The 16,367-nt window shown below is 33.6% G+C and carries 18 protein-coding genes; 1 reads left to right on the top strand and 17 read right to left on the bottom strand.

The window, feature by feature from the left end; genetic code table 11:
- Positions 1-4: 4 nt before the first annotated feature.
- From BUB33_RS05450 to BUB33_RS05370, 17 genes are all read right to left on the bottom strand, one after another.
- Complete coding sequence (locus tag BUB33_RS05450; RefSeq protein ID WP_072974065.1) at positions 5-1,582, bottom strand: methyl-accepting chemotaxis protein; 1,578 nt, start codon at positions 1,580-1,582, stop codon at positions 5-7.
- 25 nt (positions 1,583-1,607) lie between these two features.
- Positions 1,608-2,603, bottom strand: coding sequence for a xanthine dehydrogenase family protein molybdopterin-binding subunit (locus BUB33_RS16745; protein WP_072974063.1), 996 nt, complete (start codon positions 2,601-2,603; stop codon positions 1,608-1,610).
- Entirely contained in the window at positions 2,600-3,871 is a 1,272-nt protein-coding gene (locus BUB33_RS16740; RefSeq protein ID WP_072974061.1) for a xanthine dehydrogenase family protein molybdopterin-binding subunit, read from the bottom strand. The genes BUB33_RS16745 and BUB33_RS16740 overlap by 4 nt, the downstream gene beginning before the upstream one ends.
- The gene (locus tag BUB33_RS05435) at positions 3,871-4,344 is read right to left on the bottom strand and encodes a (2Fe-2S)-binding protein (protein ID WP_072974059.1); all 474 of its coding nucleotides are present in this window, start codon (positions 4,342-4,344) and stop codon (positions 3,871-3,873) included. Before BUB33_RS05435 ends, BUB33_RS16740 begins: the two co-directional genes overlap by 1 nt.
- Entirely contained in the window at positions 4,341-5,204 is an 864-nt protein-coding gene (locus BUB33_RS05430; protein WP_072974056.1) for an FAD binding domain-containing protein, read from the bottom strand. Before BUB33_RS05430 ends, BUB33_RS05435 begins: the two co-directional genes overlap by 4 nt.
- Before the next feature lie 67 nt (positions 5,205-5,271).
- Positions 5,272-6,645 carry an NCS2 family permease gene (locus BUB33_RS05425; RefSeq protein WP_072974053.1) on the bottom strand — a complete coding sequence of 458 codons (1,374 nt, stop codon included), beginning with the start codon at positions 6,643-6,645 and terminating at the stop codon, positions 5,272-5,274.
- Between the two features lie 103 nt (positions 6,646-6,748).
- Positions 6,749-8,563 carry an adenine deaminase gene (gene ade, locus BUB33_RS05420; protein ID WP_200778133.1) on the bottom strand — a complete coding sequence of 605 codons (1,815 nt, stop codon included), beginning with the start codon at positions 8,561-8,563 and terminating at the stop codon, positions 6,749-6,751.
- Positions 8,564-8,579: 16 nt separating this feature from the next.
- Complete coding sequence (locus BUB33_RS05415) at positions 8,580-8,864, bottom strand: EutN/CcmL family microcompartment protein (protein WP_072974050.1); 285 nt, start codon at positions 8,862-8,864, stop codon at positions 8,580-8,582.
- 14 nt (positions 8,865-8,878) lie between these two features.
- On the bottom strand, positions 8,879-9,706 hold the full coding sequence (locus BUB33_RS05410) for a flavoprotein (protein ID WP_072974048.1): 828 nt from the start codon (positions 9,704-9,706) through the stop codon (positions 8,879-8,881).
- Positions 9,707-9,725: 19 nt separating this feature from the next.
- Positions 9,726-10,004, bottom strand: a complete 279-nt coding sequence (locus BUB33_RS05405; RefSeq protein WP_072974046.1) for a BMC domain-containing protein — start codon at positions 10,002-10,004, stop codon at positions 9,726-9,728.
- Between the two features lie 85 nt (positions 10,005-10,089).
- Positions 10,090-10,467 (bottom strand): BMC domain-containing protein, encoded by a 378-nt coding sequence (locus tag BUB33_RS05400; RefSeq protein WP_072974043.1) that lies wholly within the window; start codon positions 10,465-10,467, stop codon positions 10,090-10,092.
- 19 nt (positions 10,468-10,486) lie between these two features.
- Positions 10,487-10,720 carry a hypothetical protein gene (locus tag BUB33_RS16015; protein WP_072974041.1) on the bottom strand — a complete coding sequence of 78 codons (234 nt, stop codon included), beginning with the start codon at positions 10,718-10,720 and terminating at the stop codon, positions 10,487-10,489.
- Positions 10,721-10,722: 2 nt separating this feature from the next.
- Positions 10,723-11,004 (bottom strand): BMC domain-containing protein, encoded by a 282-nt coding sequence (locus BUB33_RS05390; protein ID WP_327191963.1) that lies wholly within the window; start codon positions 11,002-11,004, stop codon positions 10,723-10,725.
- A 164-nt stretch (positions 11,005-11,168) separates the two neighbouring features.
- Positions 11,169-12,518, bottom strand: coding sequence for a UbiD family decarboxylase (locus BUB33_RS05385; protein ID WP_072974039.1), 1,350 nt, complete (start codon positions 12,516-12,518; stop codon positions 11,169-11,171).
- A 14-nt stretch (positions 12,519-12,532) separates the two neighbouring features.
- Positions 12,533-13,090, bottom strand: a complete 558-nt coding sequence (locus BUB33_RS05380; RefSeq protein ID WP_072974037.1) for a UbiX family flavin prenyltransferase — start codon at positions 13,088-13,090, stop codon at positions 12,533-12,535.
- A 92-nt stretch (positions 13,091-13,182) separates the two neighbouring features.
- The gene (locus tag BUB33_RS05375; protein ID WP_072974035.1) at positions 13,183-13,794 is read right to left on the bottom strand and encodes a cysteine hydrolase family protein; all 612 of its coding nucleotides are present in this window, start codon (positions 13,792-13,794) and stop codon (positions 13,183-13,185) included.
- A gap of 35 nt (positions 13,795-13,829) precedes the next feature.
- Positions 13,830-15,428 carry a dihydroorotase gene (locus BUB33_RS05370; protein WP_084725196.1) on the bottom strand — a complete coding sequence of 533 codons (1,599 nt, stop codon included), beginning with the start codon at positions 15,426-15,428 and terminating at the stop codon, positions 13,830-13,832.
- Positions 15,429-15,639: 211 nt separating this feature from the next.
- Here BUB33_RS05370 and BUB33_RS05365 point away from each other — a divergent pair, with 211 nt between their 5' ends.
- Positions 15,640-16,335, top strand: coding sequence for a cyclase family protein (locus BUB33_RS05365; RefSeq protein WP_072974032.1), 696 nt, complete (start codon positions 15,640-15,642; stop codon positions 16,333-16,335).
- Positions 16,336-16,367 lie beyond the last annotated feature (32 nt).

The following is a 16,367-nucleotide window of genomic DNA, read 5'->3' as shown; positions in this document are numbered from 1 at the left end:
CCTTTTATATATTTTTTATCATTGAATTTAATGCAAGACCTATTTCATATAGTCTTCCTCTTTCGTCTGTAAGAGTTAAAAACTTAAATAATTTTCCATCTTCTACTCTTTTTTTAACTGGAGTTACTATATATTCTGTTTTGCTTTTTTTAAGTTGCAAGAAGCTATGGTCTGCTTCATATAAATTTAAACCTACAGCAGATTTTTCATTGGTAAATTTCACGACCCCTGATTCATCAGTAATGTACATTGCATCTACTCCTACTTCTTTAATAAATTCATTTATCATGTTATCAGTTACATTTTGATTTTTCATAAAATATTCTTTTACAGCATAGGCTTGCTTTAGCATTTTTTCTTCCATTACTTTGCCTACTACAAATTGCTGCATATTATATACATGTTCTCTTATTTCTTCTACTACATTGCTCAAATCCCTTGCTATATTATGTTGCTCTGCTGTTTGTTCAGTAGTTTGGACTATTTGAGCAGTTGTTTCTTCAGAGAATTCAGCAATTTTGGTTATGTTTGTAGTTATTTCTTCTATCATAGAATTGTTTTCATTGGTGACTTCTTTTATCCCTTCTAAACTTTCTTTGCCTAAATTTAAAGTCTCTATTATTGATATGAATTCTCTGTTTGTAGATTCAATAATTTGACAATTTTCATCCATATATTTCATTTCATCTGCCATGGATTCAGAAATAAAAACTATTTCATCTTGTAATTTATAAATTACTTCTTCTATTTTTTTAGATACAATTTCTGTTTCATTAGCCAGTTTACCTACTTCCATAGCAACTATAGAAAATCCTTTACCATGCTCTCCAGCTCTAGCTGCTTCTATAGAAGCATTTAATGAAAGCATTTTTGTCTGATTAGATATTGAATTTATAAAATCCATAAGCTTTCCTACTTCATCTGAATAATTTCGCAATTCCATTATTCTTCTAGAACTTTTATCTACCATAATTTTCGAATTTATTATTCTATCTTCTATATGCCCTATTTCTTCAATTCCTTTTTGAGCTGAAGTAATAGAATTTGATATAAATTGAATTTTATCAATTATATCCTTATCTATTCTTTCCATAGATAGATAAATTTTCTCAGCTAAATTATTAGTTTCATTAAGCATTTTACTTTGCTGTAACGCATTGGCATCTACTAACTCTGTTGAAGAGGCTATTAATTCTGAGCTAGATAAAGACTCTGTAGCCAATATACTTAAGCTTTCACATATATTAAATATTTCAGTGGATATTTCTACTTGAGTTTTTAAATTTTCTCTTATTCCTTTAAAAGCTTTATTAATCTTTTCTTTTGCTTCCATAGGTATATTCACATCTTCTGACAAAGAAAAGTCCAAATCATTAATATTAGATAGACATTTTATTATCTCGTCTACTCCCCTGTTGCTTTTGATTTTTAATACTCCTAGAGATAATCCTGTTGAAAATAGAAAAATTAGACTAATTTGTATAATTGGGTTTGTAAAATATAAATTTGAAAAATAATTCATTCCCATAAATACAATAGAAATTATGAATATATTTAAAAAATCTCTAATTCCTTTTTTCACTAATGCTACCTCCCATATCCTTATCTTATTTTTTATCTTCTGCCTCCTTTAAAGCTCTGATAAATCTTTCTGGTGTAACAGGCATTTCTGTAATCCTAACTCCCGTAGCATCGTATATTGCATTTAGTATTGCTGGAGCCATTGGAATCATAACAGGTTCCCCAATCCCCTTTGCTCCGTAAGGAGCAGTAGTTTCTGGATCTTCAACTATAATATTATTTATATCTATCATATCCATAGCTGTTGGTATTAGGTACTTTGAAAATTTATTATTCTTCATTATTCCATTTTCAAGATTCAAATCTTCAAGCAATGTATATCCAAGACCCATGGCAAATCCCCCATCCATTTGACCTTCTAATATCTTTGGGTTTACTGCACGACCTGCATCTTGTGCAAATGTAGATCTTATGAGATTAATTATTCCTGTTTCCGTATCTACTTCCACTTCTACTGCACAAGCATTAAATGTATAAGGCCAATAAGGTGCTCCTTGTCCTGTCTCTGGGTCCATCTCAGTAGTTTGAGCAGTAAATTCTCCCTTAGCTTCTATTGTATTATCACCATTATATATTTCCGCCAATTTAGCATAGGATATTCTCTTTTGGGGAAAAAAGCTTAGCACTATTTCACCGTCTTTTAATATTAATCCTGCTGTGGAGTTTAAGTTTAGCTCTATTTTAGCTTTGTCAAATAACTCATTCTTCATATTCTCACAAGCTATTTTTATAGCATTGCCTGTATTATATGTTTGCCTAGTTGCTGCTGCAGTTCCAGAATCAGGCATCAAAGATGTATTTTCATGAACTAATTCAATATCTTCTATATTTAGACCTAGTACCTCAGCACCTATTTGTCTCATAGCTGTTTTAGCTCCTTGACCTACCTCTGTTACTCCACAATATACTCCTATTTTCCCACCTGGAAGAAGCCTAATAATTGCCCTTGATATATCTGGGAACCCATTGCCATATCCTGTTCCGTAAAAAGATACTCCTATACCTATACCTCTTTTTTTCATGCAAGCACCTCCTCAAATCTTCTTGAAAACTGAAAATCTTCCTCTACAATTTCAATACATTTATCTAAGGGAACGCTGTCTGTAAGTATCTGACCTGTTGCCGTCATGGAACCTTTCCTAAATATATTTTTCATCCTAATTTCAACAGGATCCATACCTAGTTTCTCTGCCAGCATATCTATTTGTTGCTCATGAGCCATAGGTACCTGAGTTGCACCAAACCCCCTCATGGCTCCAGTAAATGGATTATTGGTATATACTGCATAGGTATCTACCTTTACATTTGGTATGACATAGGGTCCAGTAGCATGAACTCCTGCCTTTCTTAGTACATTTATTGCCCAAGAGCAGTGGGCTCCTGAATCACCTATTATCTCTGCTTCCATATATTGAAGAATTCCATTTTCATCTGCACCAGTTTTATACTTCATAATCATGGGATGACGTTTTGAATGTGTCAAAAACGATTCTTCCCTTGAATATATAACCTTTACTGGTCTTTTCAACACCATAGCTGCTAATGCCAAATGAATTTGTGGGGATATATCCTCTCTAGCTCCAAATGCTCCCCCTACTGCTGTATTTATTATCTTAACCTTTTCTTCTGGCAAACCTAAATTTATAGCCACTTCTTCTCTATCATAATGTGGATACTGAGTAGCTACAGCCACTACTACTGTACCATCTTCCTCAATATACGATACTCCTGCCTCTGGTTGTAAAAATGCATGTTCTGCCATAGGTGATTTATATATATTCTCTACTATATATTTACACTTTTTCTTTCCTTCTTCTATATCTCCATGCCTTAATTTATAATGAAATATAATATTAGAATCCCCATGTACCTTTGGTGAATTTTCCTTCATAGCTTCTATTGGGTCAAATACTGCAGGTAATTCTTCATAATTTACCTTGATCTTTTTATATGCCTCTTCACAAGCTTTTTGATTTTCTCCTACTATAAATGCTATAGGTTCTCCTATTCTGATAACTTTTTCACTTGCAAACACTTCATGATCTTTAAATACTACTCCATGGCTATTTTCCCTTGGAACATCTTTATATGTGAATACCTTTAATACTCCATTTACCTTCTCTGCTTCACTTATATCTACTGTGATTTTAGCATGAGGTTTTTTTGACCTTAAGGTTTTGCCATATGCCATATTATCTAAATATATATCTTGAGGATAAACTGCTTTACCTGTAACTTTACTATATGCATCTACTCTGATTATATTTTTCCCTATTACATTCAGCTCCATTACTTTTCCTCCTCCATATATTTTATAGCCTTTTCAGTTGCATCCAGCATTTTATTATATCCTGTACATCTGCATAAATTTCCAGATATACCTTCTCTAATTTCAGCCCTTGTAGGATTAGGATTTTTATCTAACAATGCCTTAGTAGATAAAACCATTCCTGGAATACAAAATCCACATTGTACTGCCCCTGCATCTATATATGCTTGTTGTATTGGATGAAGCTTGCCATCTTTCTCCATTCCTTCTATGGTTAAAATATTACTTCCATTAGCTTGAAATGCCATTATAAGGCAGGAATTAACTGTCTCCCCATCCATAATAACAGTACAAGCCCCACATTCCCCTTCTCCACAACCTTCCTTGGTACCTAAAAGTTTAAGTTCATCTCTCAATAAATCTATTAATCTTAAATTTTCCTCTATAGAAACTTCAAAATATTCACCATTTACCCTTAGACTAATATCTATCATTCCTTTACACCACCTTTATTTTTTACTGCTAATTCCATAGCTTCTTTCAATATGCCAGATATGGCAACTCTTTTATATGGTAAAGTGGCTCTACCCTTTAATCTTTCATCCATGGAACTCTGTATTGTACCTATAGCTCCTTCTATGGTTTTTGCTTCAATTTTCTTTCCAATTAAATATTTTTCCACTTCATATTCTCTCATAGGGTATTTCCCCAATGCTCCACTAGCAACCCTAATGGATTTAACAAAATCTTCATCATCAAATTCAATAAAAGTAGCAGAAGTGAGCCTTGATATGGCTAATGCCTTTCTAAGTCCAAGTTTAGCAAAGGTAAGAATTTGATTTTCCTTTGGCTTTTTAAATGTAATAGTTGTAAGTATTTCATTTTCTTTTATAGGATCATTGTAATAGTCTTCTATTGCTATTTCCCTAGTTCCATCTATACTTAAAAGTTTAACCTTACTTCCTAATGCAATTAGTGGTGGTATTGAATCTGCTGCTGCAGATCCATTTGCAATATTTCCTCCTATGGTTCCCTTATTCCTTATTTGTGGTGAGCCTACCATTCTACACGCCTTATACAATCCATATAAATTCCCTTGAAATAAAGGATTTCTAATAATTTGTGTAAAGGTTACACCTGCACCTATTTTAATATATTCCCCATCATCCTCTATGTCCTTCAAGTCTGCAATTTTAGTAATATCTATTAACACCTTAGGTGATATTTTCTCATTTTTCAAGGCAATTACAATATCAGTACCTCCAGCTATTATTTTTGCATCTCTACCATATTTGCCAAGAATTTCTACTACTTCATCAATATTATTTCCATTATATACTTGATTTAAGGTCATATTTACACCTCACATAGGATTTTTTGTTTTAGAAAGCCGCCTCCATAGAGAAGGCGGCTAGTAGTTGTTACATAAATATAGTTTTTAATACAAATAGAAATGCTAATACGTACATAATTGGTGATACATCTTTTTGCTTTCCTGCTAATACTTTTAATACTACATATGAAACCATACCAAATACAATACCTTCTGCTATACTATAGGCGAAAGGCATCATAACTATTGTTAAAAATGCTGGTATCGCTTCTGTAAAATCATCCAAGTCAATTTCCTTAATTGGACTCATCATGAATAACCCAACTAAGATTAATGCTGGTGCCGTTGCAGCTCCTGGTATCATACCAAATAGTGGGGATAATATTAATGCTAATCCAAACATAACTCCTGTTGATAAAGCAGTAAGTCCAGTTCTACCACCATCTGAAACACCTGAAGCTGACTCTACAAAAGTAGTTACTGTAGATGTACCTAAACATGCACCAAAAGTTGTTCCTATAGCATCTGCTAATAAGGCTTGTCTTACTCTAGGTAGTTTCCCTTCTTCATCAAGCATTCCAGCCTTTGATGATACTCCTATTAAAGTACCTACAGTATCGAATACGTCAACAAATAAGAATGTAAATACTACTATAACCATATCAAATGATAATATTCTTCCCCATTCAAATTGAAATGCTACATCCTTAAGAGATGGAGGTAGAGAAAATATACCTAGAAATTCTCCATTAGGCATATAACTTACTCCCATTGGTATTCCAATCAATGTGGTTATTATTATACCAAAGAACAATGCTCCCTTAATGTTTTTAGCTAAAAGAATTCCTGTTATAACAAGACCTATTAATGCTAATAATGCTGAAGGAGATTTTAAATTTCCCAGAGTAATTATTAATCCTCCTTCATTTAATACATTAACTCCATTTTCCATAAACATTTTTCCTGTATCTACTATTCCAGCATTTATTAACCCAATCAATGCTATAAATAGACCTATACCTACAGATACAGCCTTTTTAAGATTCATAGGGATTGAATTAAAAATTGCCTCTCTTACCTGGAAAAATGATAATATTATAAATATAATCCCCTCAAGAAATACTGCTGTTAAAGCAAATTGCCAAGAATGTCCCATACCAAAAACTACTGTATAAGTAAAAAATGCATTAAGTCCCATACCTGGTGCAAGTGCAAAAGGATAATTGGCTAAGAATGCCATCATCACACAAGCAATAAATGCGGAAAGTGCAGTTGCTGTAAATACTCCACCATAATCCATACCTGAATCTGAAAGTATCCCTGGATTTACTGCCAAGATATAGGCCATGGTCATAAATGTAGTAATCCCCGCCATTATTTCTGTTTTTACATCTGTTTTGTGTTCCTTTAGCTTAAATCGCCTCTCAAAAAATCCAACATTTGAAGCTTTTTCACTAGACATAATATTCCTCCTATCAATTTTATTTAAAAACACTATCCTCCTTTCTTTTAATACTTCTATTTAGTTATTATACTAAATTTTCAAGGATAACTACACTGAATTCTTATTTAATAACAGGAGATAGAATTTTGAAATTATTCACATCAATAAGTCCCTTGTCTGTTATTTTCCAAGCTGGACTTGTGGATAGTGCTAAGAAGGATAGATGCATTAGTGGTGCATGAATTTTGCATCCTAATTCTCTTGTTATTATCCTTTCTAGTTCTGCTATTTTTTCTGATACTTGGTGTCCGTCTAGTTCGTCTGTTATAAGTCCTCCTACTGGGAGTCTCATTTCTGATAGTATTCTTCCTCTGTTTGATATTGCTATTCCTCCACCCATTTCTATGACTGCGTTTACTGCTATTGTCATGTCTTTTATGTTTGTTCCTGTGACTAGTATGTTGTGGGTGTCATGGGCTACGGATTCTGCGAAGGCTCCTTCTTTTAGTCCAAAGCCTTTTACGAAGGCTTTTCCTATGTTTCCTGTTCTGTTGTATCTTTCTATACAGGCTATATATATTGTGTCTTTTGTTGGGTCTGCTTCTACTATTCCTCTGTTTACTCTTAATGTTTCTTCTGTTTTTCCTGTTAGGTTTTGGTCTGGTATTACTTCTATGCATCTTACTTTGGCTGTTGTTCCTTCTCCTTGTATTTCTAGGTCTTTTTCTGTGATTGGCTCTATTTTTACTGATTGTTTTACTTCTTTTGGGTATGTGTATTTTGGTAGGTCTATTAGTAGTTCTTTTTGTGATGCTACTAGTTTTCCTTTTAGGAATACTGCCTCTATTGTCATTTCGTATATGTCGTCTATTATGGCTATGTCTGCTTGTTTTCCTGGGGATAGTACTCCTACATGGTCTAGTCCAAAGTAGGTGGCTGGGTTTATGGTTACCATTTGGATTGCTTCTTCTGGTTTTATTCCTTGTTTTATTGTTCTTTTTACTATTTCGTTCATGTGTCCTAGTGTTTCTAGGTCGGCTGCTACCATGTCGTCTGTTGCCAGTATACATCTTCTTGAGTCCATTTTTTCTTCTGTTATGGCTTTTATGCATTCTGCCATGTTCTTTTGGGTGGAGCCTTCTCTCATGAATAGGTATACTCCTTGGCGTAGTTTTTCTATTGCTTCTTCTTTTGTGGTGGTTTCGTGACAGGAGCATTTTCCTGCTGCTGCTATTATGTGGGCTGCTAGTTCTTTTCCGAATAGTTCTGGTGCGTTTCCGTCTACTACCATGTTTTTTGATTTTGCGTATGTTGTTGAGGCTAGTAGGTCTGTTATTATTTCTGGTGTGTTTTTGTATACGTGTTTTGCGTTGCTGAATCCTTGTAGTTCGCCTATTCCTATTATGTTTTTGTAGTTTAGTAGGTCTTCCATGTCTTTTGAGTTTGTGTCGTATCCTGCTGTTTCTAGGTCTGGACAGTCTGGTGTTAGGGCTGGTACTACTAGGTATACGTTTGATGGTATGTTGTCTATTTCGTCTGCCATGGCTTTCATTCCTATTGGTCCTAGGGCGTTTCCTATTTCATGGGGGTCTGCTATTAAGGTTGTGGTTCCTGATGGTATGGATAGTCTTGAGAATTCTGTTATTGTTAGCATGCTGGATTCAAAATGCATGTGTGAGTCTATAAATCCTGGGGACAGGTATTTTCCTGTTACGTCTATTACTGTGGTGTCTGGTCCTATTAGGTCTTTGCAGTCTCCTACTAGGAGTATATATTTATGTTTTATGGCTATGTCTGCTTTGTATATTTCTCTTGTGATTACGTTTATTACTTGACCTCCTACAAGGACTGTGTCTGCAAATTCTTTGTTTCCCATTAGTGCGTCTATTGCATTTCTATATTCCATTGCCATTTTTAAGTATTTTGTGTCTTTCAATTTTATTACCTCCTCTCTATTTTTTTAATAGAGTTTTATTTATATCAATTTCGTCTATTATTCCTACTATTGCAGCATCTATTGGTGCGTCCATTTTTCTTGCTGCTATTCTGCTGGCTGTTCCTTTTGTATATATTATTAGTTCTCCTATTCCTGCTCCTACTGTGTCTACTGCAATAATTGGTTCTCCTTTTGGTGTAAGGTCTAAGTCGAGAGGCTGGGTTATCATTAGTTTTGTGCCTATTAGTTTTTCGTCTTTTCTTGTTGCTACTACTGTTCCTATTACTCTTCCTATATGCATTTTTAGCCTCCCTTTTATTTTATTTCTATTTTTATATTTTTTTCTCTTGCTTTGTCTTTGGCCAGTGGTGTGATTATTGTTCCTTTTGGCAGGATTAACTTATTGTTTGAAGACATACTTATTATGTCTTTTTCTGTTATTACTGTTTTTGTTTGTGGTATTGGTTCTTCTTTTGTTTGTGATACTCTTAGTTTGTTTTGTAATCCTTTTGTGTTTATTTCATAATTATTTGTATGGTTATTTATTGTTTTTTCTAGTACTATGTTCTCTAGGATTATGTTTTCTAGGGTATTTTTATTGTCTATTTCTATTGCTCCCATTTTCTTTATTGTGTCTATATATTTGTTGGTTATGTTTAATATCTCTTTGTTTTTTGTTTCTTCTCCTAGGTAGTTCTTGACTTGATTGAAGTCTAGGTATACTTTTTTACCTTGGTATAGAAATGTCCATATTAGGTTTGGGATAAATGTATCTATCATTCCTAAGGATATTTTTGATAGTGTGTTTGTTGTTATGTTTGGTCCTATTATTATTGAGTATTCTTTTGAGATATTTTTTAGTTTTGTTATGTCTTCTTCTTTGTATATTTGTAATGGTTGTAATGTGTTTATTATTCTTTGTGTATCTAATAGCCTTTCTGCCATGAAGGAGAAGGCTAGGGATATGTTTATTCCTCTGTTTTTTAGTTTTTTTATGTTTTCTATTTTTTCATTTATCTCTATATTTGATCCGTTTAATACTATTAGTGCTTTTAATGTTTTATTTTCTTTTTCTATTATGCTTTCCCCCTGTAGCCTCTTAGATATATCCTCCAATACTTTTGAAGTTATCTTTGTTTTCATCTAAAACACTCCATTTTTATTATTCGTATTGTTTTAGGATAACTCTTTCTACTTCTGAGTGTGGTCTTGGGATTACATGTACTGAGTGAAGTTCTCCTACGTTTCTTGCTGCTTCTGCTCCTGCGTCTACTGCTGCTTTTACTGCTCCTACGTCTCCTCTTACCATTACTGTTACTAGACCGAAGCCTATTTTTTCGTATCCTACTAGTGTTACGTTTGCTGCTTTTACCATTGCATCTGCTGCTTCTATACTTCCTACTAATCCTTTTGTTTCTACTAATCCTAATGCTTGACTCATTTTTATTCCTCCTTATGGGTTTTTTCATTTTTTTGATTTCTTTGTTTTATTTATTTTTTCTTTGCTTTTCTATCTTACTTCTTCTTTATTTCTTTGTTTCTTCTTTTATTTCTTTTACTTCTTTTTTAGTTTCTTTTTTCTTTTCTTCTTTTATTTCTTCTTTTTTATTTAAGTTTTTAGCAAATTTAGCTATTAAAGCGTCTACTTCATCATGGGGTCTTGGTATTACATGGGATGAGAATACTGTCCCTACTCTGTTTCCTGCTTCTACTCCTGCATCTACTGCTGCTTTTACTGCCGCTACTTCTCCTGCTATTTGTATGTTTACTCCTACTGCTTTTCCTACTCCTATTATTTTTTCTATTCCTACTAAGGTTATGTCTGCAGCTTTGCTGGCTGCGTCTAGTGCTGTTACTGCTGTTGTCAGTCCTAATGCTTCTATAAGTCCTAATGCTTTATTCATTTTACACCTCCGTCTTTGTTTAACGGTTATTTTTTATTTTGTTTACTGCTTCTTCTAGGGTTATTGCTGTGTTTTTCTTTGTTCCTTCTATTACTTCTTTTTCTCCTTTTATTATGCTTGATATTATTTTTATTTCTTTATTATCTAGGTTGTTTTTTTCTGTTGTTTCTCTTTGATTTACTATTCTAGGGCTTATTACTTTTTCTGTTTTTAGATTTTTTTCCATTATTACTCTTGCTAATGGATTTACCATTTTTATTCACCACCATCAAAGTCAAAGATTTTGTCTACTTCATCATGAGGTCTTGGGATTACGTTTGCTGATACTACTTCTGCTACTTCTCCCCCTCTTATTTTTCCTGCGTCTACTGCTGCCATTACTGCTGCTACGTCTCCTGTTACTGTTACTGATACTAGTCCTGATCCTACTATTTGAAAGTCTACTATTTTTACGCTTGCTGCTTTTACCATTGCATCTGCTGCTTCCATGGCTGCAACCATTGATCTGGTTTCTACCATTCCTATGGCTTCTTTCACTTTACCTCACCAACTTTCTATTTGTTTGGAAAGTATTTACTTGTTGCAATTCACAGTTCACAATTGTTAGGGTCTAGCTTTTAGGTCTTTTTTAACCTATAGTCCCTTCCTTAATTGTTAATTGTTCTCTGTTAGTTGTTAATTGTTAATTGTAACAAATATATTTAAATATTTGGAAAATATTTACTTATATCTATTTTATCATATCCTGGTATTATGGCTCTGCTAAACTTCTCTTTTTCATCATTTAATGGTTTTGTTGCGTCTATTCCTACTTTGTCTGTTATTCCTCTTAGGTCATGGGATGGTTCTAATGATGATCCTAATGCTCCTTGTACTATTACATAGTCAAGGGATGCTTGGCTTCTTGTGGTTATTGCCCATTCTATGTCTTGTGGATCAAATATATCTACGTCTTCGTCTACTATTACTACTTGTTTTAGGTCTTTGTTTAGTCCTAATGATGCTAGTATTGCTGTTTTTGCATCTCCTTCTTTTTGTTTTTTTATGGATATTATTGCGTTAAATCTATATCCTCCGCCTTCTGTTACATATACGTCTACTATGTCTAGTTGGTTTTTTAGGTGGTAATATAGTTCTATTTCTCTAATTAGTCCGTTTGATACATGTTCTTCTCTGCATGGAAATGCTGTTTGGTATATTGGGTTATTTCTATGGGTTACTGCATCTATTTCTATTATTGGGTGGGGTGCTATGTGTCCATAGTATCCCATTAGTTCTCCAAAGGGTCCTTCTGTTTCTCTTTTTCCTGGAATAATTTTTCCTTCTAGTACTATTTCTGCATTGGCTGGTACTAGTAGGTCTATTGTTTCACATTTTACTAGTTCTAGTGGTTCTCCTCTTAGTCTAGAGTCTATTTCATATTTATCTATTCCATAGGTTGCAGAGCTTATTTGACTAGCCATTAGAAATTCTGCATCGTATCCAAATACTATGGCTACTTCTAAGGGTTTTCCTTGTTTTTCTAGTTTTAGGAAATCTTTTGTTAGTTTTGGTGATGCTATTAATGCTGATAGTTTGTTTCCTCCATTTACTTGAAGTCTTCTTATGGATGTAAAGTGTTTTCCTGTAGTTGGGTCTTTTACTACCATTACTCCTGCTGTTATGAAGTTTGATGAGTCTTTTTCTTGGAATTTGTTTATTGGCAGAAGTTTTTGTAAATCTATGTTTCTTTTTATTATGTTTTCTTTTATTGGTCCATTGTTAAGTATTTTATATGGTTCTGGGTTAACTATTGCATCCATAAATTTTTCTATTCTGTTTTCATGATTTATATTAAGCAGATTATATATTATTTCTCTGTCTCCATAAAGTCCTCCTATGGATGATATTTGACTGTTTTTTATTTTGTTGAATAGAATTGGTCTTTTATTGTTAAAGTGTTTAAGTACTGCACCCATTTCATATTCTTTATCTACTTCTTTATTACATTCTAAAAGTAAATTCTTTTCTCTTAGTCTTTTTAATACGGCTCTAAGCATTTGCTTTTCCATAAGTAACCCCCTTTCTACTCACCAGTCCATCTTTTTACTAAGTTATTATCTATTTCTAACATGTCAAGTATTCTTCCTGTCATGTTAAATATTATATCCTCTATGGTTTCTGGATGGTTGTAAAAGCCTGGGCTTAGGGGAAATATTGTAACATTCATTTTAGCTAGTTTTAACATGTTTTCTAGATGTATTGGACTTAGTGGTGTTTCTCTAGGTACTAATATTAATTTACGTCCTTCTTTTATGGTTACGTCACAAGCTCTTGAAATCAAGGAATCGGAAAATCCATGGGCAACAGATGATAGTGTTTTCATGGAGCAAGGTAGTACTATCATCTTGTCTACTTTAAAAGAGCCACTGGATATTGGGGCTGCAAAGTTCTTGTTGTCATGATAATGTGTTGCTAGAGATTTTAGTTCTTCTAAGCTAATTCCACATTCATGTTCTGTTACATATTCTCCCATAGTGGATACTACAAGATGTGTTTCTATGTTTAGTTCTTTTAATGCTTTTAGGAGGGATACTGCATATATTGATCCGCTTCCTCCTGATATTCCTACCACTATTTTCATCTTACTTCCTCTCTTTCTATGTAACTGGGACAGAGGGACAGGAGAACCACTTATCCTTAAGATATTGACCCTCCCTATGTCCCATTATCTCATTATTTTACTTTATTTTCTGGATCTCCTCCGCCTTCCCATGGGTCAATTCCCTTTTCCCAAGCTTCTTTATATTCATCAAAAGTCATTAATTTTGTAAATATACTTAAATCCCTTAATCCTTGTTCATGCATTTCTTGATTCTTTGCATGAATAGCATCTGTAAGTGAAATAACTCTATATGCTCTTGCCAAGGCATCTGTAGCAGTTGACCTTACACATACATTGGTCCAAGTACCTGTAACTACTACAGTATCTATATTTTCTTCTCTTAAATAAAGATCTAAATCAGTATATGCAAATCCACTATGTCTTCTTTTCTTTACTATATATTCATCTCCCTCAGGTTTTAGCTCTGGAACAAAATCTGAACCCCAAGTTCCATCTACTGCATGAACTGGTCTTACTTTAAAATCCGCATCATTTTTTCTATGGGCTTCTTGAATATGAACTAATTGTACATCATCATTTCCTTTAGCATTTCTTTCTCTTACCCATTTGAATATTTCTTGAAGTTTTGGAGTTATAATAGCTGTTCCCTCGCAAAATAACGCTCCTTCTGGATTGGCAAAATCATTTAACATATCTATTACTAAAATTGCATGTCTTGACATTATTAAAATTCCCCCTTAATTTTATTGTTTTTATTTTAATATTTTATTTTTCTAGGTAAAATCTGTATGCTTTGTCTCTTAACAAATTTACCAAAGCCTGGCTTAGCTACTATACCTTTAATTCCCCTTATATGTTCATCTATCACTTCTGGGTGATTTATTCTATAACTTCTTTCATATTCAGCACTGTATAGATGAGGGTATTTTTTAAATTGTTCTGCATATTTTTCTTCTATTCCTTCTGGGAAATTATGAACTATTTTCTTTAGTTCTTCATCTGTTAATTTAGCTAATGTACTTTCATCTAAATCTTCAAATACTAAATGTCCACGTACTATAGTTTTTGCAACTTTTCCTTTTAATTTAATTCCTTCAAGTGGAGTATATCCACACATTGAAGCTTCATTCTTTGGATCTATAACCCATTCTTTATCTAAATCAATTATAGTAAAGTCTGCATCTGAGCCAATATTCATAGCACCTTTCTTTGGATATAGTCCATAGTGTACAGCTGCATTTTTACTTAATACGTCAACTAAAGTGGATAGGGAAATTCTTCCTTTATTATATCCCTCACTTACTAAAACAGGTACCATAGTTTCAACACCTGGAATTCCTGGGAATGCGGTCCATATATTAGTTCCTTCTTTTATTTTTTCACTTTCTAACTCATAAGGCGCATGGTCTGTAGCTATAAAGTCTACACTTCCATTATTTAGTCCTTCCCATAATAGTTCATTATCCTTTTTGGTTCTAAGTGGTGGAGCTATTTTTGCACAAGCACCATATTTTGTCATAGCTTCTTGAGCATTTATTGTTAAGTAATGGGGACAAGTTTCAGAAGTTACATTTAATCCTCTTTTCTTAGCTTCTCCAACTAACTTTGCACCTATTCCCGTACTCATATGAACTATATGAAGTCTAGCACCTGCTTCTTCGGCAAAGCTAATACCTAATTCAATAGCAACTTTTTCTGCTAATTCCATTCTAGCTTCCGCCCAAGCTGGTCCGTCCATTCTACCTTGTTTTTGGAACTCTTTTACATAATAATCACACATGGAATAGTTTTCAGCATGGATTCCTACTGGAAGTCCTGTTTTTGCAACTGCTTTAAATGCTTCAAACATTTCTGGATCTGTAACTCTTGGGAATGTAGGAACTGATGGAGTCATATATGCTTTAAATGCTACTACTCCCCAATCAGCCTGCTCTTGTACATGGTCAAGCCAACCTTCCCTTACATCCTCACCTGTTACTCCACCCCATAGAGCAAAATCTACTAATGCCTGGGGCTGTATTAAATCAAGTTTCAGTTCTAATTGTTCCTTACTTCTTGCTGATGGTACAGAACAACAAGGCATATCAATAACTGTAGTCACCCCACCACGAGCAGCCGCAGCCGTACCTGTTAGGAAGTTTTCCCTATGAGGAAATCCTTGATACATAAAGTGGGTATGTGAATCTATACATCCTGGCAATGTTAAATGTCCCTTCGCATCAATTATTTCCTTTGCTTCTATTCCTTCAATATTATCTACGAATCCAGCTATTTTCTCATCTTTAACTAGAATATTTGTTAACGCAGTGTCATCGCCCTGAGGAATTCTTGCATTCTTTACAATAACATCATACATACATATCTCCCCTTTTCATTGATTTTGTAATAATAATAACATATTGTCAAAAAATATACCTTGTTAGTTTACTATAAAAATATACTTGAAGATTTAAAATTATAACAAATCTTTTGTATAGTTCTAATAATATTTTTGTATATCTTTTATATATCCTTCATTAGGGTAAATGATTATAATAAGGATTAAATAATATTAGGGAGGGGATTTAATGACCTTAAAACTAATTGATTTATCTCAAGAGATTTATCAAGGTATGAGTGTTTTTCCAATGCATCAGAAAACATTTATAATGACAAATATGTCACATGAAGAGAATATGGAGAATACGGGCAGCAAGACCTTGGGATTTTCTGCGAGAAATTTACTTATTAGTGAGCATGGGGGTACACATAGTGACGGAGTATGGGAGTTTAATCCAGAGGGACCTACAATAGATAATATGCCTTTGGAATATTTTTGGGGTTCAGCTATTTGTCTAGATTTATCTCATATAAGATATCCAAGTTATTTTGAACCAAAAGATTTAGAAGAAGCTCTATCCCGTTCTGGACAAGAAATCAGACAAGGAGATATAGTATTACTATATACTGGACACCATGACAGAACCTTTGGCACTGATATGTTTCAAACTGATTATTCTGGGCTAAGCTATGAAGGTGCAAAATGGTTAGCGGAAAAAGGAGTAGTAAATATTGGAGTAGATGCTCCTGCAATAGACTTAACTCCAGATGATATTGATTTTTCAGGTCATCTAGTTTGTGGAGAATATCATATAACTAATACGGAGAATTTGTGTAATTTAGACAAAGTAGTAAATAAAAGATTTTTATATATTGGTCTACCTCTAAAAATTAGGGATGGTAGTGGCTCACCTATTAGAGCTGTGGCATTATTAGAAGAATAAAGTTTACAAAGATAAGTTCCCATTCTTATTAT

It is taken from the genome of Tissierella praeacuta DSM 18095 (assembly GCF_900128955.1).
GTDB lineage: Bacteria > Bacillota > Clostridia > Tissierellales > Tissierellaceae > Tissierella > Tissierella praeacuta.
Note: the sequence above shows the minus strand (reverse complement) of the source record. Positions and strands in the feature narration are given on the sequence as shown.